Raw genomic sequence first — 22,683 nt, 5'->3', positions numbered from 1 at the left:
CAGAAAGTTGGCATCAGGCTATGCGTGAAAAATCAGATAGGCTTTTGATTGTCGATGACGATCCCGGCATTCGCCGTCAGCTCAAATGGGCTTTCGGGGATATGAAAACCGTCGAATGTGCAGACCGTCCGTCCGCAATCAGGGCCATCCAAAAAGAAGCCCCCGCCGTGGCTTTGCTGGATCTTGCTTGCCACCGGATGCCGATGGCCCAAGCGAAGGCTTGACGGCCCTACAAGATATCCTGTCAGCATCGCCCGATACCAAGGTCATTGTTATGACCGGCCAGAAAGAACGCAGCTATGCGCTGAAATCCGTGGCCTTGGGCGCATATGATTTTTATGAGAAGCCCCTTGATCTGGATCAGCTTGAATTGATCGTTCAACGGGCGCGCAAATTATTCGAGCTTGAACAGGAAAATCGCGCGCTTCAGGCCGAAAACACCCAAAGCGCCATTCCCGGACTGGTGACCGCCGACAGCAAAATGCAATCCGTTTGCGAACAGATCAAGCGCTTGGCCAAAACCGACGTATCCGTTCTGATTATCGGCGACAGTGGAACCGGGAAAGAGCTGCTCTCCGCAGGGGTGCATAGCCTAAGCAAGCGGGTCAAGGGGCCTTATATCGCCATCAACTGCGCGGCCATTCCGGAAAATCTGCTGGAATCGGAGCTGTTCGGCTATGAGCGCGGAGCCTTTACCGGCGCCCACAAAACCACCATGGGGAAAATCGAGCAAGCCCACCAAGGCACCTTGATGCTTGATGAAATCGGCGATCTCCCCCTCTCTTTGCAAGCCAAGCTGTTGCGCGTCTTGCAAGAACGAGTGATTGAACGCGTTGGCGGAAGAAAACAGATTGCCGTGGATTTCCGGCTGGTTTGCGCCACCAATCGGGATATGGAAACCGCCATTAAAGAAGGCGATTTCCGCGAAGATCTTTATTACCGCATTGGTGAGGCGGTGGTTTTTGTTCCGCCATTACGCGAGCGCCCCGAAGATGCCGTGTTGATCGCCCAGACCTTCCTTGAGAAATGGAGCCGCGAGCAAGGCCTTAAAAATGCTGGCTTTGGCAGCGATGCCTTGGCCGCCATTTCCAATTATTCCTGGCCCGGAAATGTGCGGGAATTGCAAAGCCGTATCAAACGCGCCGTTGCCACCGCCAATGGACGCATTGGCGCTGCAGATCTTGATCTGGCAGACGCCCCCACCGAAGCGGTCCCCTCCATCAAGGTTGCGCGCCAAAAAGCGGAACTGGACGCCATCCAGCGGGCCATGGCCCAAGCCGAAGGCAATATTTCCGAGGCGGCGCGATTACTGGATGTAAGCCGCCCTACCCTTTATCAATTATTGACAGACCATGGTTTGCGTTAAGGCCTTGCCCCACAGTTGCGCCGTCTATGACAGCACAAAAACGGCCTGTTTGACGCGGCACGGCTGACCGCTATCTTTCGCCATAGTAAAGGGCGAGGAAGCCTTTTGGCCCTCGCCCTTTACTTCCCCTCCACAAAGCATAGACCGGATTATCGGCTCAACCGTCGCCGTTGTACGACCACCAGCCCCATCAAGCCGAACCCAAACAAGGCCAAGGACAAAGGCTCTGGAATAGAGGTGGTCTGCGCCAGAAAAAGCGACGCATGGGACAAGGCATTGGTCCGCCCATTAGCGCGCGTAACGGGCAAAGAAAACCACCCGCCCTTCACCGAGGTCACGCCATCAAAGAAATAAGCGCTGAAGCCGTTGCCATGTTTGAAGCTGACCACGAACGGTCCGCTGATGGGTGCCAGGCCAGCAAATAGCCCCCAATGGCCATAGTCTTCCCCTTCATCAGCCCAGAAGTCGCCGCTATCCGATTTGCCGGCAAAAACCCAATCCAAGTCGCCAAACACATCATCATCGTTCAGCATGCCAAGCATCAGCGCGCCACCGCGGGCGGCATCATTGCCGCTAATCCGGCCAATGCAGCTTGAAAAGCCAACAGATACCCCGGAGGCATCGACCACCGTGGCATTGCCGGTTGTACAGCTCGTATCTACAGCAACGGGCTTTGCCTGAACAGACGCAGGCAAAAAGGCCACGATCAGGCTCAGCACACTTATCAAAGAAAAAGATTTCATTATCGCTCCAGCGGCCATTTTGGGCTGTTATTCTTAATTTTCTATCAAATCACCTAGCAGACAACCCAAGCAACTTCTGTGCCACCCAGAAGTACCGCGAAAAACAGGTCATCCAATCTACCATAACGGATAAAATGTCAGATTTTATGACAGCTTATGCCTGCCCATCCTAGAACTGTAAAATTTATAGACACATTTTCCTATTCCGGCCTTTTACCCCCTTCTCCCACTTTGGAGCTATTCTTTCGAGGAGGTGTTTTTAATTTTCATAAAAACCAAAGCATATGGAGATTTTTTCTTCACAAATATCCTGTTTATTTATGGATGATATTTATGCACAGGGCGTTGTTATGAAAAAGATTGTTCTTTCAGGATTTACTTTTGGTCTGCTTGGCACAGTGCTCGGATTGGCTCTTGGCACCGCCCTTGGCGCTTATGGCAATGTGGTTCAGCCAATGGATCGCGATGTCTTGTTCTTTAGCCTCTCTGGCGCAATGTCATGCTCTTTCATTGGCTGGTTTTTGGTAAAGCCCGGCTCTGGTGAAAATGAAGAGCCGCATCTTTCGCGCTAAGGGCTGAAACGCGGTCAAACAATAAAAGAAATAACGATCATCACGCATGCCCAGCCAAGAAGACTGGTGCAAATCCATAAAAACAGGGCACCCCTACGACTGAACTGCCGTCCGATTTTATGGTTCTCAGAGTTTTTCATCAGGCTCCCAAATCGCGTTGATTGTGCACAGCCATGAATATACGCAAACAGACATCGTTCTTAGAAACCTATGCATTTATTGTGCCAACATCATAAAAATTAACATCTGGTAAATATCTACATTTTTGTGTAAATTCAAATGCTGAAATCCACATCAAAGTGCTCATGAGGGAACGTCACGATGTCTCATATGCGTCTGGCCTTGGCCGGCTTTTTAAGCACGGCGCTTGGAGCTTTGTTTGTTTTTTTGGTGGCACACTTATGTGGCATATCCGGCACTGCGTGCATGCTTGTTGTTGGTGGAGGCGCGGCCATGGGCAGTGTTTTGGGCTGGCTTTTGATCAAACCTCCTTTGACCCAGAAATACGCCACCTGATCCACAGGCTGGCAATATCACGCGCCGCCACACTCAAATATCCACGATTTTTTTCAGTGGTCTTTACAGGATGTGCCGATCCGGTCTGCCGCAAAGTCCGATACATCCTCCAAGAAACGGGCCCGGCCGTGATCTTGTAAAAGCAGATGATAGCCATCTTCATAAATTCTGGTTTCTGTAACGGCTTGCGGCAGGGCATCCACCAGCGCCTGCATCGCGGGAACCGGCACGATCTGGTCTTGCTCCCCGATCATCACCAAAGTCGGTAAAGTCAGACCTTCTGCGCTTTCCAAAGCCGATTGCATCAACTCCACAAGCCCATATATGGCATCCACCCGCGTTTCTTTAATAACAAATGGATCCCGGCCCATGGCAATCAGGGCTTCCCGATTATCCGAGGCTATCCGGTCCAGCCCCCGCCCTGTCAGCCGCATTTGCGGCGCCAGATGCGCTGTCAGCCACAGGCTCATGCGGTAAAAAAACGGCATTTCAGACCAGCCCCAAACCGCGGGGGACACAAGGACCACAGCATCAACAAGGTCATTCGCCGCAGGGCTTTGTGCCGTAAGCAAAGCCACAGCGGCCCCCATGCTTTCCCCCAATAAGATGATCGGCTGATCCGGATAGCGGGCCTTTACCGCCTGTATAAAGCCCAACGCATCTTGAACCAAAAGGGTTTCCCCCGCCCAAAGTCCGGGTTGTGCGCTTTCCCCGAATCCGCGCTGGTCATAGGCAAAAACCGAAAGCCCTTGCTGCGCCAAAATCGGCCCCGGCCAAGCAAAGCTGGACCGATAATCATTAAAGCCGTGAAGCGCAACGACCACAGCACACGACCGGGGCGCGGGCCATTGGGTATAGGGAAGCTGTGCCCTATCGGCTGCCACATAAAGATCGCGCGTCAAATATGGCCGTTGCGGCTCTTCTGTGATGGGTTTTTGAACCGCTGGCGCACAGGATGCCAGCACCAAAAGCATAAAAACGCAGCCCCATATTCTCACACCGCCGCTCCTTCCCTGCCAAGGATATCCGCCACTTTTCGACGTAGCATCGGCACCACATCCCGATCAAACCACGGATTGCGTTTCAACCATCCGATATTACGCGGGCTGGGATGCGGCAAAGGCACATACACAGGTCCATAGGCTTCCCAATTGCGCACGGTTTCCGTCAAGGACGCCTTGCGCAAAGAGCCCAGATGATAGCGCTGGGCATAAGCCCCAATGACCAGAATCAGGCTTTGTTCGGGTAAGGATGCAAACAGTTTATCGTGCCAAAGTGCCCGACATTCCGGGCGTGGCGGGCAATCGCCGCCGTTTTTATTCCGTCCGGGATAGCAAAACCCCATGGGGATGATATTCACCTTCAGGGGATTATAAAAATCTTCCATATCGATGCCCATCCATTGACGCAAACGCGCGCCTGATGGATCGTCAAAAGGCTTGCCACTTTTATGCACCGCCAATCCCGGTGCCTGCCCCGCGATCACCAAACGCGCCCTATTGCTTGCCTGAACCACCGGATTGGGGCCAAGCGGCAAATGCGCAGCACAAGCCTTACAGGCCCTAATTTCAGCAAGAAGAGGTGCCAGGCTTGGCTCCACTTGTTTATCGCTAATATTTGAATTCACTCATATATCCGCTAAAGTATGGGTGGATCGGCATCAAGCTGATTTGGGTTTCTTCCTTTTGGGTGAGGATTATTGCAAAATCTAAACCAATCGCGGCCACTTTCACCAGCCTTGCTGGAACAGCAGGCCTTGGCCGACAGGTTTCTGGCTGTCCGCACGCAAACGCAGGCCTTGGCGGCACCGCTATCGGCGGAAGATGCGCAAATTCAATCCATGCCGGATGTCAGCCCGACAAAATGGCATTTGGCCCATAGCACATGGTTTTTTGAAACCTTCATTCTCAAAGCCCTTGATGCCACCTACAAGATATTCGATGCGGATTTCCATTTTCTGTTCAATTCCTATTATGAAGCGGAAGGCCCGCGCCATCCCCGCCCGCAACGGGGGCTGCTGAGCCGCCCGCCCCTGTCGCAGGTTCTGGACTATCGGCATCATGTGACGGATGCTGTAAATGCCCGTATTGAAGGCTGGGCCGATCGTGAGGACTGGCCCGATATCGCCGCCCTGATCGAGCTGGGCTGCCACCATGAAGAGCAGCATCAAGAACTGCTGCTTACCGATATCAAGCATGTATTGTCGTGCAATCCTTTGGCGCCGGGCTATGCCAGCCCCTTCCCCAAGGCCATGCAGGATATCCCCGCAGCCACATGGCAAAAAATCCCCGAAGGACTGACAGAAATCGGCCACCGCCCGCCCGGCTTCGCTTTCGACAATGAAGGGCCGCGGCATAAAGTCTGGCTTCATGAGGCAGCCCTAAGCAGCCGTCTGGTCACCACCGGAGAGTTTCTGGAGTTCATCGAGGATGGCGGCTACCAAAACCCGATGCTTTGGCTGTCCGAAGGCTGGGATTGGGTAAAATCCAGAAACCGCACCGCCCCGCTTTATTGGTCGCGCCAAGAGGATGGTTGGCAAATTTTCACGCTTTATGGACGCCAGCCCATCAATTGGTCTGAACCTTTATGCCATATCAATTTATATGAAGCCGATGCCTTTGCCACATGGGCCGGAGCGCGTTTGCCCCGGGAAGAAGAGCTGGAATATGCCACCATCGCCAGCCTGACCGCGCAAGAAGACCATAGAGCGCTCCACCGCGCAGAAGAGCCTCCCCGCCTTCATCCCAGCCCGGCCCGCCAGATAGGCAACACCCCCTTCACCCAGCTTTCCGGTGCCGTGTGGCACTGGACTGCATCTGCCTATAGCGCTTATCCCGGCTTCCGCACCGCTGCCGGAGCCATCGGCGAATATAATGGCAAATTCATGTGCAACCAGTATGTCTTACGCGGTGGCTCTTGTATTACGCCGAAGGTTCATTGGCGCCCCAGCTATCGCAATTTTTTCCCCGCCCATGCCCAATGGCAATTTAGCGGTTTTCGTTTAGCCAAGGATATTTGATGCCCTCTACAACCACGCCTCTGGCTGCCTATATTGATTTGGCACCAGACCTTGAAACGTTCGAGCATGCTGCTTTAGCGGGCTTGAAAAACACTCCCAAAGCGGTATCGGCAAAATTCTTTTATGACGAACGGGGATCACGCCTGTTCGAGGATATCTGCAAGCAGCCGGAATATTATCCCACCCGCACAGAACTGGCGATTCTGGAGAAAAACCGGTCAGATATCGCCCGACATATCGGCCCCGAAGCCTTGGTGATCGAATTCGGTGCGGGCGCTTTGGAAAAGGTCCGCTTGCTGCTTGAGGCGCTGGACCGCCCTGCAGGATTTACCGCTATCGATATTTCCGGCGACCATCTGCACGAAGCCGCCCAGGAATTGGCTACCGATTTTCCCGATATTCCCATCACCGCCATTTGCGCGGATTATACCAGCCTTGATGCCTTGCCCGGAAACGCCAATAACAATGCAGGCCGCAAGGTCGGGTTTTTCCCCGGCTCCACCATCGGGAATTTTTCCCCGCAAGATGCCCAGCGCTTTCTCAGCACTGTGAAATCCCTTGTGGGACATGCCGGACTTCTGGTGATCGGCGTGGATCTGAAAAAAGACAAGACGGTTCTGGATGCCGCTTATAATGATGCCGCAGGGATAACGGCGCAATTCAATCTCAACCTTATCCGGCGGATCAATACGGAACTGGGCGGCCATTTTGACGAAAACAGCTTCCGCCACAAAGCCTTTTATAATGCGGATATGAGCCGTGTTGAAATGCATCTGGAAAGCTTGAAAGATCAAACGACCGATCTTGCAGGCCATTCGATTTCCTTCAAGGCGGGGGAAACCATCCACACGGAAATCAGCTGCAAATATTCCATAGCCGATTTTCAGGACCTGGCAAAAAAAGCGGGCTGGTCCCCGGTCACGGTTTATACCGACGAACAAAAACTATTCAGCCTGCATGTCTTGAGCGCGGATTGATCCCGCGCCCATCCATGCCAAACCCGGCCACAGCCGGTTTTTCAGGCCACAAGATCCTCATGGCGGCGAATATGGAATATACGATCACCAAATAGCGCATTGATCATATGCAGGCGCTTGAAAAACGTGCCGATATCCAGTTCTTCGGAAACCCCCATGCCTCCATGAAGCTGTACCGCATTGGCAACAACAAAGGTGCCGTTTCGCGCGACTTCCGCCTTCGCGGCAGACACGGCCCGGGCGCGTTCCACAGGATCATCGCCATCCGCACGGATATTGGCCACATAGGCCAACGACCGCGTTTGCTCCAGCCCGATTACCATATCCGCCAGCCGGTGCTGCAAAGACTGAAATGCCGCCAAGGGCTGGCCGAATTGCTTCCGCTGCAACAGATAGGCACGGGTTTTCTCCACCGCCGCATCCATGATGCCCACCGCTTCCGCACAGACCGCCGCCGTTGCCCGGTCAATAACCGCATTGATAAAGGGCAAGGCCCCGTCTTCCGGGCCTAAAAGCGCCTCCGGCTCCAAAGCCACCGCATCGAATGTCAGTTCTGCGGCGCGATTTCCGTCGGTGGTGCGATAATCACGGACCGTCAGGCCATCCATCCCGCGTTCCAGTACAAAGCAGGAAAGCCCCCGTTCATCCCGAAGCGCCCCCGATGTGCGCGCCAAAACCACAAACACATCCGCCGAGCCGCCCCCTAAAACGACGCTTTTTTCACCACTTAGCCGCCAGCCCTTGCCGTCAATTTCGGCCTTGGTGTTGATATCTGCCAGATCATAGCGCCCTTGTGGCTCCACATACGCCAAGGCGGCCAGAGACTTACCCTCCATAATCGCCGGAAGATAACGCTTGCGCTGGCTTTGCGACCCCATAGAGCTGATGGCCCCGCCAGCCATCAAAATGGTGGAGAGATAAGGCTCCAGAACCAATCCGCGGCCAAATTGCTCCATCAAAAGCATCACATCCACAGCACTGCCGCCAAGACCGTCATCTTCTTCCTTGAAGGGCAAGGCCAACCAGCCCAATTCGGCAAAGCTGCGCCAATGGTCGCGGGAAAAGCCGTCATCCGAAGCCGCAAGCTCCCGCCGTTTTTCAAAGGCATAGCTTTCCCGGATAAACCGCTCTGCGCCCGATTTGAGCATGGTCTGTTCATGCTTAACGCAAAATCCATCTCACCACCCTAGCCTTGTTATCCAGGAAATCATCCGCCCATGATTTGCACGGACGGCGTTGCCTTTCAACCCGCCGCTTGCTTCAGGGGCTTTTGCACTGGCATAGTCTGATATAGCACCGCAGGCGGGGTTTTCTTGCACGGTATGGGGATCCATCAAAACAATGCACTGCAAATCACCTTGCACCAAAATTTGCGTATTGGACCCTGTGTTGGGACTGTGTATGGACTGTTGGCGCACCGCTTTGGAGATCCGCATGTGGGGACGTGCGGACGGGCCACAAAAACATGCCGTCCTTGTGGCTTTGCCCAAGCGTCGGCCGGGAAAAATTTTGCGGGGGCAATAAGATGGATCTGGGAATACCACCGGCGTTAGACCAATCCTTATGGACATTGCTGATCGCCATTCTTGCCAATCTCACCTTGTGCAGTTCCAGCCGCATCAGCCGGTTTTTTTCACGGCCAATGGTTTTGGCCGGACGGATGATCAATATGATCGAACGGCGTTATAACCACCCTTCCGTCAATGAGGGGGCCCGCCGCGTCGATTCTATTTCCGTAGCGGTTTTCCTGCTCATTTTCGGCTTTCTGTGCGGACTGGGCCTTTCGCTTCTTTTGCAGCAGATCCCCTTTGGCTGGATCATAGATGCCATGCTGATTGCCGCTGTTTTGGGGCTTCGGCCCATGCTGGAACGTATGCGCCTGATCACACGGAGTCTGGAATCAAGCCTTGAAGAAGGCCGCGCGACCATCACCCTTATCACCGGGCGGGACACCGCCAATCTGGACAAAAATGGCTTGTCCGCCGCCGCCATTGAAAGCATCGCCATGGGGTTTTCCCAAGGCTTTATCGCACCCCTTTTGTGGTACGCATTGGGCGGGCTTCCCGCACTTTTTGCCTTCAAATTGATCGACACCGCCAGCATCATGATTGACGAACGGTCTGATCATGCCCGCAGTTTCGGCTTTGCCTTGCGTTATAGCTCCGCCGTTTTTCTGGCCCCGGCGATCTTTCTAAGCCTGCCATTTCTGTTTCTTGGCAGCCTGATCACCAAAGGTGCAGGATTGGCGCGCGGCCTTCATATGGCCTGCGCCAGAAAACGCTATGCGTGGCCGACCTTCAGCTTGTCTGTGGCTCTTTTTTCCGGATTTTTAGGGACCCGCTTGGGCGGTCCCGTATGTATTGGAAGCTATCAACGCACGGGCGATATTTTCGGAGAAGATATGCCGTCTCCCTCCATCTCCACCATCAACCAAGCCCATAAATTGGCGGCCCGTTCAGCCTGATATACACGCTGTTTTTGCTTGCCTTGGCCATTTATATGGTTACGGCCTAATCCATTGATTTCCTGAAAGAATACGTAATAAAATCGACAGGGATGTGGGGGGTCACATCTCGAAAAGGCCGAAACGCTTTCATGGGGGATGATATGGAGGGGGCAGAGCCCGTGCATTTTGCACTAACGGGCTTGATATGGATCGTTGCGGTTATTCTTGCCGTTTCGGGGCTTGATGATCTGTTTGTCGATATCAGCACCCATGTGCGGACGCTGGCCCGGTCCCTTACCGTTTATCGGACCTCCCAAAGAGCCTGCTCGCAAACCCTTCCCGATACCCCCCAATCCCCCATCGCCATTTTCATCCCGGCATGGCAGGAAAGTGATGTGATCGGCCCCATGCTGGCACGCCTTCATGATACGGTTCGATATGAACATTATCATGTTTTCTTAGGCGTTTATCCCAATGATGAAGCCACCGCCCGCGCGGCACGATCTGTGGACCCTTTGGGAAAATGGCTGAAAATCATCATACTGGACCATCCTGGACCCACCAGCAAAGGCGATTGCCTCAATGCGCTTTGGCGCGCCCTTCATCAAGATCCTTGCCATAAGGCCATCAAGCAGATTGTTTTGCATGATGCGGAAGATGTGGTGCATCCGGAAGAATTGAAGCTGTTCAATTATCTGTCTGACCGTGCCCATATGATCCAGCTTCCCGTGGTCCCCCTGCCCATCGGCTTACGCCATCTTGTCAGCGGGCACTATCTGGATGAATTTGCAGAAGCCCATCAAAAAGATCTGGTTTTCCGGGAAAGATTTGCAGGCGGTGTGCCTTGTGCCGGTGTTGGCTGCGCCTTTTCCCGTCAGGCTTTACAAGACGTGGCAGACATTCATCAAAACCACGGTCCTTTTTCACAAAATAGCCTGACAGAAGATTATGAACTGGCCTTGATTCTGCTGCGTTTGGGTCATCGCAGTATTTTCGTCCGGCTGCCTGAAAGCAAAGACGGGCAAATGGTCATCGCCACCCGCGAATATTTCCCCGCAGTTTTCAAGCTGGCTGTCCGGCAAAAGGCCCGCTGGTTGATCGGCATTGCCCTGCAAGCATGGGCAAGTCAGGGATGGCCCGGAAACTGGGCCACCCGATATATGCTGATGCGGGACCGGAAGGCCATTCTTACCGCTCTCGTCAGCGTTTTTGCCTATGTGGTCATGGGCCTTATTCTCGTTTTTGAAACCACGAAAGCGCTGCACTTTCACAATACTCGCCCCTTGATCCAAGCCGGATCGCCCTTGACCTTTTTGCTGATTGGCAATCTCGCTCTGGTGTTTAACCGCGTGGCCCACCGTATGCTCTATGCGACCCGGCTTTATGGCTGGCAACACGGCCTGATATCGGTCCCGCGCATGGTGGTTGCCAATTTTATCAATTTTGCAGCGGCCATGCGGGCACTGCGCCTTTATGCCGCCCACCGGCTGCTGGGCACGCCTTTGCACTGGGAGAAAACCGCACACATCTTCCCCGAAAATGACGAGGCAATTCATGGGAAATAAAGATTTGCCTTTGCATTGGTTTGCGCTGATGGCCGCGCTGTGGTCTGTTTTGTTCAGCCCCGCAAAAGCATTGGCCGATCTGTGCGATCCAATGATGGAAGTGACAGCGTGCGCCTATCAGCTTTTGCAAAAAGGCCAGCATGGAGATGCGGCAATCTTTTTTGAACGGGCCTTGGATCAGGAACAAAGCCCGAAGCGCCGCCTTCAAATCGCGCTCGATCTGGCCCATCTGTATAATAATTTGGGAGCCTATGCCAAAGCGGCGCAGACATTCCAGCTTGCCTATGCGTTACAACCCGAAACACAGACATTGAGAGCACTGGGCTTTGCCTTGATTGCCGCAGGCGATGTGCAAGCAGCCCGTGTTGCTTTTGAAAAAGCCATAAAAACCAGCCCGACAGACAGCTTTTTGCACCGCCAATTGGGATATCTTTGCCGCCAGTTGCATGACCGCGCCTGTGCGATCGAGCAGTTCAAGGCGCCATCGACCATGAGGAAAACCCGGGCACCACCGAGCTATTGAGGCGGGAAGTGCGCGCCTTGTCACAAACGCTTTGGGGATCTGCCAGCCTTTTATGGCGGACCAATGCCACCCCCGGGCAAGAGCTGCGTTTCGGTGACCGGGTGTTAAGCCAAAGTCAGGGAATTTTGGAAGGCAATGCCCGCATCCCCCTTGATCTGGGATCGCCAGACCGTTGGATTGCCGGCTTTTCACGGATTTTATGGACCATCGACGGCGCGGCGCCCACGCCCCAAGATGAAAGCCTGCAAGGTGGTGTAGGCCTGAAACTGAAACCTTTTGCCAGCCAATCCATTATCATCGGGGTGGAACGCCTGATTTCCCTTGGGGCCTTTTCCCGGGATGACTGGCTGTTCCGCGCCTCGGCCTCCAAAGGCGCGGGCTTTGAACGCCCCATCGGGCAAAAAGGAAAATCGTGGCTTTTCTGGTCCATTTACGGCGACATTGCCGCCATTGGATTATCGAAAACAGATCTACAACTCAGCGGTGAAGCCAGACTGGGCCGCGCAGCCGAATTCGGCCCCATACAGATAACGCCGCATCTGGTTTTATCGGGGCTTTGGCAAGATGATGCTTTGGGGCGATCATCCCTGTTGGAAGGCGGTCCCGGCCTCACGATCAGCCTGCCCATTGGGGCCGGTGTTTATAAAGCCCCTATGCAAAAAATCGACCTGACCGTGCAATATCGCAACAATATCGCAGGCACATCACGCAACCCCAATGGCGTAACCGTAACATTGAGCCTTAGTTTTTAAGGCCAAAATACCGTTGACGGGGGTGATAGCCACCGCAGCGCGAACAAAAATACACATCCTGACCATCATTGATCAACGGCGCGCGGTTTTGGGATTTTTTTTGCGCCGTTTGCTCCAAAAGTTGCACCACGGCTTCTTGATCCTGATCGTTCAATGCCTCAAGCGCGTAACGAACGCGTATAAGGGACTTGGTCATTTCCAGTTCATTTGCACACATGAATTACTCAAAAAATATCTACAGACACATTAAATTCTGCAACCGATTGGATAAAGCTATCAGATTAACCTTCTGCATCACAGATAAAAAGATGCAGAAGGAAATTTCAGCACTCGTAATAAATGTATATTTACCGAAACCGACTGTCATCCACTTCCAAAGCGAGCCAGTCATCCCCATCATAAACAAAGCGGGCCGTTACCATATGCGCACGCGGCTCACCTTTTCCAAAACTCATCCACACACGGCTATCACACACATAGCCCGGGCGTTCTTTTGCCGCCACGCACGCAATCTTTTTTGCATGATCGAATTCACCCGGAGAAAAACGGGCCATCTTGCGTGAAAAAACCACGGCGCTTTCATCGAAGGCTTCTTCCATCGCCCGCAGCCCCTCTTCCAGACCAATGCGCGCCTTGTCCAGCACATCGCAAGGAACACGAAATGTTTCCGTTGTTTCCTCTCCATTAGGCTTGCGGATGATCATCTGCATTTCGGTACAGTCTTCCCGATCGCGAGGCTGCACGATCTGTACATCCTCCTCATCCGTCTCGTCGTCCAAAGTCTCATCAAAGGTTTCACGGATTTCCCGCTCCACCTCAAAATCCATTGGCCCCACGGCCTGTGCCATCAGATCATAATGATGGCGCAGCGCGGCTTCCATCTGCTTGCTATTGGGTTCAGATTGCTCCCGAAGTTCACCGCAAGAAGCAAGGCTGCCGCCCCCAAGAACAATCGGGATAATCACCAACAAACGCGAAGAAAGCATCAGGCCACCTCTTGTTTTGTCTTCAAAAATTTCAGGTCGGGCCAATCGTCCTGACCTTTATTAAGGTGCCAATGATTGCGGGCCAGATATACGGGCTGCCCCGTATGGTCTTCGGCCAAAGCCGCGCGATTGGCGTCCATGAATTGCTTGAGCACCTTAGGGTCGGTCGCTTCGACCCAACGGGCAGTATAAAGCTCTGTTGGCTCGAAACGAACAGGAATATTGAATTCGGTGCGAATACGGTCTGCCAGCACATCGAATTGCAGGCTGCCAACCACACCAACGATCCAGTCGGCCCCCAGATAGGGCTTGAAGACAGACGCCGCGCCCTCTTCGGCCAATTGCTCCAGAGCACGGGCCAGATGTTTGGCGCGCATGGGATCTACGGGCCGCACCCTTTGCATCAATTCCGGGGCAAAGCTTGGAATTCCAGTGAAGCGGATCTCTTCGCCTTCTGTCAGGGTATCGCCAATTTTATAGCCGCCATGATTGGGAATACCGATGATATCCCCGGCCACCGCTGCTTCCGCAAGTTCCCGGTCCTGCGCTAGAAAAAGTTGGGCATTATGCACCGACAAGGTTTTCCCCGTGCGCACATGCTTCAGCTTCATACCGCGTTTGAACCGCCCGGAAACAAGCCGCACAAAGGCCATGCGGTCGCGGTGCTTAGTCCATATTCGCCTGAATTTTAAACACAAACCCCGATAGCTTCGGCTCTTTTGAATCGACCTGGCGCTCCACAGCCGCCTGCGCTCCCGGTGACGGTGCAAAATCCCGCAGGCCCGACAACAAATCACGCACCCCGAAGCTGTTGAAGCGCTGCCAAAGAACACCGGCGTCAGATGGCCTTCCAGATAGGCTTGGCGGTCAAACGGCTTGCACAGTCCGCGCACCATTTCCACCTGCTCGCGTAAACTATCAACGCGATCTTGCGGCAGATATTCGTTCAAGCGCGGATCATCCAGCCCCTTCAGTGCAATCCCTTCCGAGCGAATATTCTTGTCAGCTGCCTGCATCAAAATCAGACGATCATTGATCAGATCGTAACATCCCTTGAAATCCCGGCCCATGCCAATAGGCCATGTGGCGGGCGTTACGTCCAACGCCAGTTTCTGCTCGATTTCATCCAGCAGATCAAAGGCATCAAGGGCTTCACGGTCCATCTTGTTAATGAAGGTAACAACCGGCATATCGCGCAGGCGGCACACCTCAAACAGCTTATAGGTCTGTGCTTCGATCCCCTTGGCCGCATCCAGCACCATCACGGCACTATCCACCGCTGTCAGCACCCGATAGGTATCTTCAGAGAAATCTTCATGGCCCGGCGTATCCAGCAGATTGAAAGTGCTGCCCTGCCAATCATAGGTCATCACCGATGAAGCAACGGAAATGCCGCGCTCTTGCTCCACCTTCATCCAGTCAGACCGGGCACGCCGCCTTTCGCCGCGCGCCTTCACTTCTCCGGCAAGCTGAATCGCGCCGCCAAACAGCAACAGCTTTTCGGTCAGCGTGGTTTTCCCCGCATCGGGATGCGAAATAATGGCGAAGGTTCGGCGGTTGCCGATTTCTTCTTCAAGAGTCATCACACGGTCCTTGTTATCACGTGCGCGCAATTTAGGCTTTTTACGAGAATTTGAAAGGACCGTTTATGTGGGAAATGGCTTATTTCACCGTGATGGTGATTTTCTCGGACATCACAGGCGGATCAAGCGGCACATGATTGGCATCGCCCATGACAAGCTGCAGGGTATATGTCCCCGGCTCCAGATCCAATGTGGTTTGCGTTTGTCCGCCGCCAAAATGCTTATGCTGATCATCGGCAGGGATGGAATAGGCCATATCCTCGTCCGACAATTCCGCATTGATCAGCAAATGATGATGGCCGGTGCCCGGCTTATCGACACCCGCCGGGGCCACGCCCATATTTTCAAGCCCAAAAATCACCAGAACGGGGCTGGTGACGGTCTGCTTATCTTCCAGATTCACGATATAGGCACGGGGGGCAGGATTTTCGCTGGCTTTATGATGATCCGCCACCGCCGGACCGGATATGGCAGATAGGCTCGCGCTTACGGCCACAGCCAAAGCCGCCCCAATCGATTTTGTGTTCGAACCTTTCGCCATCACACTCTCCTGCCCGGCTTTTCCCACTGGCCCCATACCAATGCGATCATCTGCGGACCATAACGAAAAGAACCGGCTTTTGTCCAACAAAGAGCGAGGCCAAACAGTCTCTTCTTAGAGATTGATCCTTAAACCCGATTGCGGCGGCGCAGGGAGAAAACACCAGCAAGCCCGACCAGCAAGAACAAGGCAGTTTGCGGCAAAGGAACCTGGGTCACCACATAACGGCTGGCAAACAGCCAATCTTGCGACGTGGTATGAAAGGGAGAGGCCGTCAAGCCCGTAAGGCCCATCCATCCCCACCCAACAGGGAAACCGCAATGCTCGGATTGCGGGCAATCCAGCCGGTGATTATTGGATTGAAAGCTGAACAAACGCCCTGAATTGTCGCCCCACGCAATCAAGCCAACGCTGGTGCCCGCATCAATCCCCAACACGCTTTGCTCAAAAGTTATGGACCCAAACCCTTTTTCACTGGCCCCGCGCCCCGTATCGGAAATGGTGATATCGGGATTAAGGGGATCGAAATCGGCAGCGGCATCAAACCCCGTATAAGTGAAATTGAACGACACGGCAGAAGACGCAACATGGCTGCCACCGCCCACATCCAGACCACCAATACCAGTGCCGGTGATGCTGAATGTATTGAGCAATGGATCATCATGGAGAACCACATCGGCGGTTACCGTATCAAAGGCAAAGGTCCAGCTATCGCTAACCCCGCCCGATCCGGTCAGATACCGCTCGATGCCATCCAGACGCAGCCCATAAATCGGTGGGGCCTGATCGCCATCGGGGTGGCTGAACAGAGTATAGCTATGGCTGGTGATGATCGTGGCATTGGCGTCTGACGCTGTCGCAATACCCAAACAGGCCATGGCCGCAATGATCGTCGATGCTATGGCTTTCATGCCGTACTCCCCTAAAACAACGCTTGTGGAAGACTTCAGCAAACTTCGCGCCAACTCCATTTTTTAAAATTAAATCCTTTTATATCATTATCTTATGGGATCACCTTCCAAGAGATCCTCGTTTTCTTGGAAGACTTGTAAAGACTGACGACAGGGGGCGTCTCACTTCGGGACAATTGTTGCAGGTTCAGAACCGTCCCATTTAAAAGACGAAAAGAGCGGCACAAAACAGGTGCAACGCCATGACAAACACCGCCTTTCCATGATAAGAGCAGCCCATGTTCATTTCATTTTTTCAAACCTTGAGACAAGCGGGCGTTCCGGTTTCTCTCAAGGAATATCTGATGTTGATGGAAGCGATGGAGGCAGGGCTTGCCTCTTTTGCCGTTGAGCAATTCTATTATCTGTCGCGCTCGGCTTTGGTGAAGGATGAAACCCATCTGGACAAATTCGACCGGGTCTTTGGCCATGTGTTCAAAGGTCTGGATTCCATGAGCGAAGCCGACAGCATCGACCTGCCCGAAGACTGGCTGAAAAAGCTGGCGGAATTGCATCTCAGCCCCGAAGAAATGGAAAAAATCAAATCTTTGGGCGATTTCGACACCATCATGGAAACGCTGAAAAAGCGCCTTGAGGAACAAAAAGAGCGCCATCAGGGCGGCAATAAATGGATCGGCACCGCCGGTCGGTCCCCTTTCGGGGCTTATGGCTATAATCCTGAAGGCGTGCGCATCGGCCAAAAGGAAAGCCGCCATCGCCGCGCCATCAAGGTGTGGGACAAGCGGGAATTTCGCAATCTGGACGACAATGTGGAATTGGGCACCCGCAATATCAAAGTAGCGCTACGCCGCTTGCGCCAATTCGCCCGCACCGGATCGGCAGATGAACTGGATCTGGATGATACCATCGGGTCCACGGCAAGAAAGGGCTATCTGGATATCAAAATGCGGCCCGAACGGCACAATGCTGTGAAGGTTTTGCTCTTTCTGGATATTGGCGGCTCTATGGATGATCATATCAAGATCACCGAGGAATTGTTTTCTGCAGCACGGGCCGAATTCAAACATCTGGAATTCTTTTATTTTCACAATTGCCTTTATGAAAGTGTCTGGAAAGACAATCGCCGCCGCCATCAGGAACGCATGGACACCTGGCAGGTGCTCCACACCTTTCCCTCCGATTATAAGCTGATTTTCGTGGGCGACGCGTCCATGAGCCTTATGAGATCGTTTATCCCGGCGGATCGGTAGAGCATTGGAACGAAGAAGCGGGCGACGTGTGGATGCGCCGGGCTTTGGATGTATATTCCAAAGCGGTGTGGCTAAACCCGATCCCAAGCCAGCATTGGTCTTATAGCCAATCCATTTCCATGCTGCGTGACCTGATGGATGACAGGATGTTCCCCCTCACCCTTGATGGTATCGACCGTGCCATCCGCGCTTTGGTTTAAGGCCAAAAGCCTGTCTTAAGAGAACAGCCTAGCGCACCTCTTCATTGGTCTGGATGCAGCAACTATCATTGCCCATTCCATTTTGCTGCCTTTGCAAAAAGCTATAAAGATCAGCATCGGATACATGCTGCAGATTTTCCGCCAAGCGCAGAAACTCGCATGTCTGGGTCTGCGTTTGTGCCGCCCCGTCCTGCACCACATGATAGCTTATCGACACAGTGTGGAGCTGAGCAGGAACCGCTTCCAAGGCAAACAGGATATTGGGAATATTATCGGGCCGCCGCTTGAAAAGCGCATTGGGGTCATAGTTCGGAAAAATGGTCCGCTGGGCCTCAAGCGGGGTCAAAGGCCTATCGGTGATGGCCGTTTCAAGCCATTCAATGTCTGTCCCTGCCCCCAACCCCGCAGAAATCCAACCCTTACAGAATTTGGCATCCGCACTGTCACAAGCGGACAGAACCAAACAAAGCCCGCAAAAACCAACAATCCGCATATTTCGCATAGACCCGCTCTCTACAAACACCCCCACCCAAATATCCCCTTGAGGCCCCAATCTTAATACGGAGCCCTGCGAAAATATCCGTCACATCTCACTTTCAAGCCCTTCTTTGATGGCTTTCAAATCCGAGTCCATCGCCATCCAGCGTGGCGACCGCCCCCCATCTTCATCATTGGAAACCCGCTCGCGCAGCCAGCCGATCTGTTCGCGCAAAATTTGGCGGCCTTCATAATCGTCGCGTTCAAACAGGCCCGCCCCGCTTATGGCCATGGCTTCATAAAGGGTCATCAAAGGAACACCCGTTGTTCCCGCTTTGCGCAGCAATTCCACGGCCAAGCCATCAAGATTGCGGGCTGTGGCGCGAATTTCTTCCACCGGCGGGCCAAAACCGCTTTTGCTTTTCAGCGTATCGAAAGCAGCCCGCTCGCTGGATTGGGCCACCGCTTCATCCACGCTGGTAATCGAGCCACGCAAGGTATCCCGGCCGGGGGCTCGGGTGGAAAATTTATAGCCCTTCCGATTGGCCAGAGCCGGACGGCCCGCCTGCTTTTCCGCAATAATCCGTGCAAGCGCTGCCGCCACCTCTTCGGGGAAATCGGCCAAAGCAAACACATCTGTGGAAATTTCCCCATGCCGTTCCCCGATCATCATTGCGATGGGGCGATCCCCTTCGATCACGGTGATGGGAAAGCGCAATTCCGGAGCAATGCCCGCCGCTTCAAACAAAGAAGGGCTGATCTGATCCACAAGCCCTTGTGCTTTTTTGGTCACGTCCGATGCGAAAGCCGTGGACGCGACAGCCCCGGTCAAACCAAGAACCAGCGCTGCGATAAACCCGAATTTTCTTGAAATGATGCGTCTCCCACTTGCTTTGACCCGGAATTCCCCGAGCCTTTTTCTTATAAGCGGTTCAGGCCGATACGTCACGATGCTTGGCACCGCGCGCGCATTTTGTTGATCCGGTTATTTCTTGATCTGCAGTGCCAAAGTTTTGCGCAGCGCCTTTCCATAGGGCGGCAACGCCCCGATCAGTTTCACCAGATTGATTTTCGTCTGACGATAAACCGGTTTTGCATGGCTAAAGGTCTGGAACCCTTCCCATCCATGATAGCTGCCCATGCCCGATGGCCCGATACCGCCAAAGGCAGATCTTCATGGCCCACATGCCACACCACATCATTCACCGTTACGCCACCTGAAAATGTGCGTTCAAGAACATGGCGTTCTTCCGATGCATCCGATCCGAAATAATAAAGACCAAGCGGACGATCATGGCTGTTCACATAATTGATGGCGTCTTCCACATGGTCATAAGGCACAAAGGGCAAAAGCGGACCGAAGATTTCTTCTTGCATGATGGCCATATCGTCACGCACATCCGACACCAGATGCAGCGGCAAAATATTGGAATTTTCCTCGTCCGTGAACTGTTCACTGGCAGGATTGACCACCGTAATCTCCGCCCCCTTGGCGCGGGCATCCTCGATATAGGCCAAAAGACGCGCCTTATGCCGCCCATTGATGATGGAGGTATAATCGCTATTGGATTTCACCGTGGGATAAAGCCGCGCCGCCGCATCTGCCACGGCCTGTTTTGCCTCCGCCAGTTTGGCTTCGGGGACCAACATATAATCGGGTGCCAAACAAATCTGCCCGGCATTCATCATTTTTCCCACCACAACCCGTTCGGCCATCTGTGCAAGGTCTGCGCTGCCTGAAACCAGAACCGGCGATTTCCCTCCAAGTTCCAATGTCACAGGGGTAAGATTTTCCGCCGCAGCCCGCATCACATGCCGCCCCACCGATGTGGCGCCGGTGAACAACAGATGGTCAAAAGGCAAAGCGGAAAACGCCTGTCCCACATCGGCACCGCCCGTCACCACACTGATTTCTTCGCCGCTGAAATATTGCGTGAACAAACGCTCCATCAAGTCCGATGTTTGCGGTGTTATTTCCGACGGCTTGATCATCACCCGATTGCCCGCCGCCAATATGCCCGCCAAAGGCCCAAAGGTAAGATTAACCGGGAAATTCCAAGGGCTGATCAGACCAACCACACCTTTTGGCTGATATTCGATACGCGCCTTTGCACCCAATAATCCAAGAGGAAATTCCAAACGACGCTTTTGCGGCTTCATCCATGCACGCAGATGCTTTTGGGCGAATTTGAACGCCTTTACGGCCGAGGCTATGTCGGTGAATTTCGACATCAATTGTGGCCGTCTGGCAAAATCCGCCGCCATGGCCTCCACCAGATCATCTTGATGATCCACCAAAATGGCCGTGCCGCGTCGCAAACGATCCAGCCGCGTTTCCAAAGTAACCGGCGCTTCCTTGCGAAACGCTTCATGTTGGGCATCCAGAACATCCAGCATGGCAGCACGCATGGCCATAAGGGTTTGATCGTCACGATCCACTGCCATTGGCGTTCCCATTCATCGTCTCCTTGAAATCCGGGGCCTTGAAACGAACAGATTTTAAAATGAGCATAGCAGCTCATTTTTCCATATAAGATCTTTATAGCCCATTATAATCCACCGCGCGGCAGGCGATTATGTGAGGCTGATGGTCAAATCCCCGAAAACGGGGAAACCGGGGGGCGCTTTATTCCCGCCACGATCCTGTGCATCCTTTCAAAGACCGTCCGCCACGAGGCCTGCCCATGATTCGCCCAATCCTTTTATGCCTTTTATGCTTGCTGCCCCTATCGGGACAGGCGCAAAACACACCCCCCGGTCAGGAGCTAAGCCCCGGCGCCTTTCCCCCGCCTCCGGTTACCCAAGATGGCTTACCGCTTTTGGAAGCACGGCCCAATTTTGCAATATCAATGCATTGGGAGCGTTCATTGATGGTGTGGTGGAAAGCCGGAAATCCCGCGATCATTTGGCGGGGGTTACGGTGGCCGTGGTCAAGGACGGGAGAATCATCACCCTGAAAGGCTATGGCACGGCAGGGAATGGCCAAAAGGTGCAGGCCGATAAAACGCTGTTCCGGCTGGGCGGGATTTCCCAAAGCTTTACATGGACGGGCCTGATGCAGCTTGTGGAAAGCGGGCATATCCCCTTGGATGCACCCATAAACAGGCTTCTTCCTCCCGAATTGGCGATGCCTACTGCCCCCACAGGCCCCCTGTTGGTGCGGCATCTCCTGGCCCGCACATCGGGACTGGAAAGCACCTCTTTCGGGCACACAATCCGCACAACAGCTCAAGGCATCACCGATCTTGGCACCTATCTTCAGCGCTATCGCCCAAAACCCGTTCGACCTGCCGGACAATTTGCCGTTCCGTCCCCTTATGCCGCTGCATTGGCCGGAGCCATTCTAAGCCATGTAACGGGGCGGAATGTCGCCAGCTATATGGAAGAACAAATCTTCGTGCCCCTTGGCATGACACACACAAGCCTCCGCGAACCCTTCCCCCAATCTGCCCGTGAAAGCCACGTCTTGCCCCCGGCCATGAACGACATTCTGGCAAACATGCTGTCACAGGGTTTTGCCGTTCAAAATGGCCGGCCGGTGCCGCAGGATTTTGATTATCGAAGCCATTATGGGCCTGCTGCATCCGCATCCGCGACGGCTTTGGACATGGCGCGCTTCATGCTGGCCCATTTGAATGACGGCGCATATGAAGATGGCCGGATCTTACAGGCGCACACTGCGAAAATGATGCGCACCCACCTGTTCAGCAATGCACCGGGGATGCCCGGCACGACCCACGGCTTTCGTGAATATAATTTGCCCGGCGGAATTCAAGGCATTGGGGAAGAAGGGAGCACCTTATTTTTCCGCGCCAAAATGGTGATGGTGCCGGATCTGGATCTGGGCATTTTTATCGCCACCAACACAAGCAGCGGAACGGATCTGGTATCGTCATTTGCCGACCTGCTTGTCGCGCGCTATTTTGCTCCTGAAAGTGCAACAGCCAATCATGATGCAAGCACAGACGCTGCCACCACAAGCAGGCCGCGCCCCGTCACCAAAGCCGATGCCCGAAAGATGGCAGGCTATTATCTGTCTCTCGATCGCCCTTTCACCCTTGTTGAAGCCCTGTTTCGCGCCCCTGCCGCCAGCTATCGGCTGTCTCTTGACGATCAGGCTATATAAGCCTTCGCCATGGCACAAAGACCCGCACTTATGGCCAGATAGCCCCCCTTCGGTTCCAATCGGTAAACGGGGAAGATAGCCTTGTTTTTCTGGCCGATAGCCAAGGCAGGATCACCCATTTGATACGTAG

Annotated in this window: 21 protein-coding genes and 3 pseudogenes; 12 read left to right on the top strand and 12 right to left on the bottom strand. The window is 53.7% G+C overall.

Annotation, left to right across the window (positions count from 1 at the left end; translation table 11 throughout):
- The first annotated feature begins 20 nt into the window (after window positions 1-20).
- Window positions 21-1,366, top strand: a pseudogene (gene prsR / locus JCM17844_RS00290) (PEP-CTERM-box response regulator transcription factor).
- A gap of 149 nt (window positions 1,367-1,515) precedes the next feature.
- On the opposite strand, the gene JCM17844_RS00285 reads toward prsR, so the two are convergent.
- Entirely contained in the window at window positions 1,516-2,109 is a 594-nt protein-coding gene (locus JCM17844_RS00285) for a PEP-CTERM sorting domain-containing protein (RefSeq protein ID WP_210431026.1), read from the bottom strand.
- Between the two features lie 284 nt (window positions 2,110-2,393).
- Between JCM17844_RS00285 and JCM17844_RS00280 the strand changes: the two genes are divergently transcribed.
- Both JCM17844_RS00280 and JCM17844_RS00275 read left to right on the top strand, forming a co-directional pair.
- A complete protein-coding gene (locus tag JCM17844_RS00280) occupies window positions 2,394-2,681 on the top strand; it encodes a hypothetical protein (protein ID WP_149999153.1) in 288 nt (95 codons plus the stop codon).
- Between the two features lie 321 nt (window positions 2,682-3,002).
- Complete coding sequence (locus JCM17844_RS00275; protein ID WP_149999152.1) at window positions 3,003-3,197, top strand: hypothetical protein; 195 nt, start codon at window positions 3,003-3,005, stop codon at window positions 3,195-3,197.
- A 53-nt stretch (window positions 3,198-3,250) separates the two neighbouring features.
- On the opposite strand, the gene JCM17844_RS00270 is transcribed toward JCM17844_RS00275, so the two are convergent.
- Window positions 3,251-4,171, bottom strand: a complete 921-nt coding sequence (locus tag JCM17844_RS00270) for an alpha/beta hydrolase (protein ID WP_149999151.1) — start codon at window positions 4,169-4,171, stop codon at window positions 3,251-3,253.
- Window positions 4,172-4,191: 20 nt separating this feature from the next.
- Entirely contained in the window at window positions 4,192-4,824 is a 633-nt protein-coding gene (locus JCM17844_RS00265) for a uracil-DNA glycosylase family protein (RefSeq protein ID WP_149999150.1), read from the bottom strand.
- Window positions 4,825-4,896: 72 nt separating this feature from the next.
- On the opposite strand from JCM17844_RS00265, the gene egtB reads away from it, so the two are divergent.
- Window positions 4,897-6,216, top strand: a complete 1,320-nt coding sequence (gene egtB / locus JCM17844_RS00260) for an ergothioneine biosynthesis protein EgtB (RefSeq protein ID WP_210431025.1) — start codon at window positions 4,897-4,899, stop codon at window positions 6,214-6,216.
- The gene (gene egtD, locus JCM17844_RS00255) at window positions 6,216-7,193 is read left to right on the top strand and encodes an L-histidine N(alpha)-methyltransferase (RefSeq protein WP_149999149.1); all 978 of its coding nucleotides are present in this window, start codon (window positions 6,216-6,218) and stop codon (window positions 7,191-7,193) included. The genes egtB and egtD overlap by 1 nt, the downstream gene beginning before the upstream one ends.
- Before the next feature lie 41 nt (window positions 7,194-7,234).
- On the opposite strand, the gene JCM17844_RS00250 is transcribed toward egtD, so the two are convergent.
- Window positions 7,235-8,341, bottom strand: a complete 1,107-nt coding sequence (locus JCM17844_RS00250; RefSeq protein WP_149999148.1) for an acyl-CoA dehydrogenase family protein — start codon at window positions 8,339-8,341, stop codon at window positions 7,235-7,237.
- A gap of 193 nt (window positions 8,342-8,534) precedes the next feature.
- Between JCM17844_RS00250 and JCM17844_RS16955 the strand changes: the two genes are divergently transcribed.
- From JCM17844_RS16955 to JCM17844_RS00225, 5 genes are all read left to right on the top strand, one after another.
- Window positions 8,535-8,717, top strand: a complete 183-nt coding sequence (locus JCM17844_RS16955) for a DUF1289 domain-containing protein (RefSeq protein WP_149999147.1) — start codon at window positions 8,535-8,537, stop codon at window positions 8,715-8,717.
- Between the two features lies 1 nt (window position 8,718).
- The gene (locus JCM17844_RS00240) at window positions 8,719-9,657 is read left to right on the top strand and encodes a cobalamin biosynthesis protein CobD/CbiB (RefSeq protein WP_210431023.1); all 939 of its coding nucleotides are present in this window, start codon (window positions 8,719-8,721) and stop codon (window positions 9,655-9,657) included.
- Between the two features lie 131 nt (window positions 9,658-9,788).
- The gene (locus tag JCM17844_RS00235) at window positions 9,789-11,204 is read left to right on the top strand and encodes a glycosyl transferase family protein (protein WP_210431022.1); all 1,416 of its coding nucleotides are present in this window, start codon (window positions 9,789-9,791) and stop codon (window positions 11,202-11,204) included.
- Complete coding sequence (locus JCM17844_RS00230; RefSeq protein WP_210431021.1) at window positions 11,194-11,727, top strand: tetratricopeptide repeat protein; 534 nt, start codon at window positions 11,194-11,196, stop codon at window positions 11,725-11,727. The genes JCM17844_RS00235 and JCM17844_RS00230 overlap by 11 nt, the downstream gene beginning before the upstream one ends.
- 17 nt (window positions 11,728-11,744) lie before the next feature.
- Window positions 11,745-12,479: an NfrA family protein gene (locus tag JCM17844_RS00225; protein ID WP_210431020.1), complete on the top strand. Its 735-nt coding sequence runs from the start codon at window positions 11,745-11,747 to the stop codon at window positions 12,477-12,479.
- Here JCM17844_RS00225 and JCM17844_RS00220 read toward each other — a convergent pair.
- The 5 genes from JCM17844_RS00220 to JCM17844_RS00200 all read right to left on the bottom strand — a co-directional run bounded on the left by JCM17844_RS00220 (window position 12,469) and on the right by JCM17844_RS00200 (window position 16,500).
- Window positions 12,469-12,675 carry a hypothetical protein gene (locus JCM17844_RS00220; protein WP_149999142.1) on the bottom strand — a complete coding sequence of 69 codons (207 nt, stop codon included), beginning with the start codon at window positions 12,673-12,675 and terminating at the stop codon, window positions 12,469-12,471. The genes JCM17844_RS00225 and JCM17844_RS00220 overlap by 11 nt on opposite strands.
- Window positions 12,676-12,826: 151 nt before the next feature.
- Window positions 12,827-13,465, bottom strand: a complete 639-nt coding sequence (locus JCM17844_RS00215; protein WP_149999141.1) for a hypothetical protein — start codon at window positions 13,463-13,465, stop codon at window positions 12,827-12,829.
- Window positions 13,465-15,048 carry a peptide chain release factor 3 gene (locus JCM17844_RS00210; RefSeq protein ID WP_235898846.1) on the bottom strand — a complete coding sequence of 528 codons (1,584 nt, stop codon included), beginning with the start codon at window positions 15,046-15,048 and terminating at the stop codon, window positions 13,465-13,467. The genes JCM17844_RS00215 and JCM17844_RS00210 overlap by 1 nt, the downstream gene beginning before the upstream one ends.
- Window positions 15,049-15,127: 79 nt before the next feature.
- Entirely contained in the window at window positions 15,128-15,589 is a 462-nt protein-coding gene (locus JCM17844_RS00205) for a DUF4399 domain-containing protein (RefSeq protein WP_149999140.1), read from the bottom strand.
- A 128-nt stretch (window positions 15,590-15,717) separates the two neighbouring features.
- Window positions 15,718-16,500, bottom strand: coding sequence for a VPLPA-CTERM sorting domain-containing protein (locus JCM17844_RS00200; protein ID WP_149999139.1), 783 nt, complete (start codon window positions 16,498-16,500; stop codon window positions 15,718-15,720).
- A gap of 278 nt (window positions 16,501-16,778) precedes the next feature.
- Between JCM17844_RS00200 and JCM17844_RS00195 the strand changes: the two are divergent.
- Window positions 16,779-17,950 (top strand): annotated as a pseudogene (locus tag JCM17844_RS00195) (vWA domain-containing protein).
- Window positions 17,951-17,978: 28 nt separating this feature from the next.
- Here JCM17844_RS00195 and JCM17844_RS00190 read toward each other — a convergent pair.
- From JCM17844_RS00190 to JCM17844_RS00180, 3 genes and pseudogenes are all read right to left on the bottom strand, one after another.
- Complete coding sequence (locus tag JCM17844_RS00190; protein WP_210431019.1) at window positions 17,979-18,452, bottom strand: hypothetical protein; 474 nt, start codon at window positions 18,450-18,452, stop codon at window positions 17,979-17,981.
- An 81-nt stretch (window positions 18,453-18,533) separates the two neighbouring features.
- On the bottom strand, window positions 18,534-19,220 hold the full coding sequence (locus JCM17844_RS00185) for a hypothetical protein (protein WP_149999137.1): 687 nt from the start codon (window positions 19,218-19,220) through the stop codon (window positions 18,534-18,536).
- A 192-nt stretch (window positions 19,221-19,412) separates the two neighbouring features.
- Window positions 19,413-20,884: pseudogene (locus JCM17844_RS00180) on the bottom strand (coniferyl aldehyde dehydrogenase).
- A gap of 397 nt (window positions 20,885-21,281) precedes the next feature.
- Here JCM17844_RS00180 and JCM17844_RS00175 point away from each other — a divergent pair.
- A complete protein-coding gene (locus tag JCM17844_RS00175; protein WP_210431017.1) occupies window positions 21,282-22,553 on the top strand; it encodes a serine hydrolase domain-containing protein in 1,272 nt (423 codons plus the stop codon).
- Window positions 22,554-22,683 lie beyond the last annotated feature (130 nt).

The sequence above is a fragment of the Iodidimonas gelatinilytica genome, assembly GCF_008579125.1.
Classification (GTDB): Bacteria; Pseudomonadota; Alphaproteobacteria; order Sphingomonadales; family Rhodothalassiaceae; genus Iodidimonas; species Iodidimonas muriae.
The sequence above is the reverse complement of the archived record's forward strand: the minus strand, read 5'-3'. Positions and strand labels throughout refer to the sequence as shown.

Excerpts from the sequence above, each read along its gene's own strand:
- JCM17844_RS00210 (WP_235898846.1), bottom strand. The coding sequence starts at position 15,048 with ATGACTCTTGAAGAAGAAATCGGCAACCGCCGAACCTTCGCCATTATT.
- JCM17844_RS00275 (WP_149999152.1), top strand. The coding sequence starts at position 3,003 with ATGTCTCATATGCGTCTGGCCTTGGCCGGCTTTTTAAGCACGGCGCTT.
- JCM17844_RS00270 (WP_149999151.1), bottom strand. The coding sequence starts at position 4,171 with ATGCTTTTGGTGCTGGCATCCTGTGCGCCAGCGGTTCAAAAACCCATC.
- JCM17844_RS00240 (WP_210431023.1), top strand. The coding sequence starts at position 8,719 with ATGGATCTGGGAATACCACCGGCGTTAGACCAATCCTTATGGACATTG.
- JCM17844_RS00215 (WP_149999141.1), bottom strand. The coding sequence starts at position 13,465 with ATGCTTTCTTCGCGTTTGTTGGTGATTATCCCGATTGTTCTTGGGGGC.
- egtD (WP_149999149.1), top strand. The coding sequence starts at position 6,216 with ATGCCCTCTACAACCACGCCTCTGGCTGCCTATATTGATTTGGCACCA.
- JCM17844_RS00285 (WP_210431026.1), bottom strand. The coding sequence starts at position 2,109 with ATGAAATCTTTTTCTTTGATAAGTGTGCTGAGCCTGATCGTGGCCTTT.
- JCM17844_RS00205 (WP_149999140.1), bottom strand. The coding sequence starts at position 15,589 with ATGGCGAAAGGTTCGAACACAAAATCGATTGGGGCGGCTTTGGCTGTG.
- JCM17844_RS00200 (WP_149999139.1), bottom strand. The coding sequence starts at position 16,500 with ATGAAAGCCATAGCATCGACGATCATTGCGGCCATGGCCTGTTTGGGT.
- JCM17844_RS16955 (WP_149999147.1), top strand. The coding sequence starts at position 8,535 with ATGCACTGCAAATCACCTTGCACCAAAATTTGCGTATTGGACCCTGTG.
- JCM17844_RS00230 (WP_210431021.1), top strand. The coding sequence starts at position 11,194 with ATGGGAAATAAAGATTTGCCTTTGCATTGGTTTGCGCTGATGGCCGCG.
- JCM17844_RS00235 (WP_210431022.1), top strand. The coding sequence starts at position 9,789 with ATGGGGGATGATATGGAGGGGGCAGAGCCCGTGCATTTTGCACTAACG.
- JCM17844_RS00250 (WP_149999148.1), bottom strand. The coding sequence starts at position 8,341 with ATGCTCAAATCGGGCGCAGAGCGGTTTATCCGGGAAAGCTATGCCTTT.
- JCM17844_RS00190 (WP_210431019.1), bottom strand. The coding sequence starts at position 18,452 with ATGCGAAATATGCGGATTGTTGGTTTTTGCGGGCTTTGTTTGGTTCTG.
- JCM17844_RS00280 (WP_149999153.1), top strand. The coding sequence starts at position 2,394 with ATGGAGATTTTTTCTTCACAAATATCCTGTTTATTTATGGATGATATT.
- JCM17844_RS00220 (WP_149999142.1), bottom strand. The coding sequence starts at position 12,675 with ATGACCAAGTCCCTTATACGCGTTCGTTACGCGCTTGAGGCATTGAAC.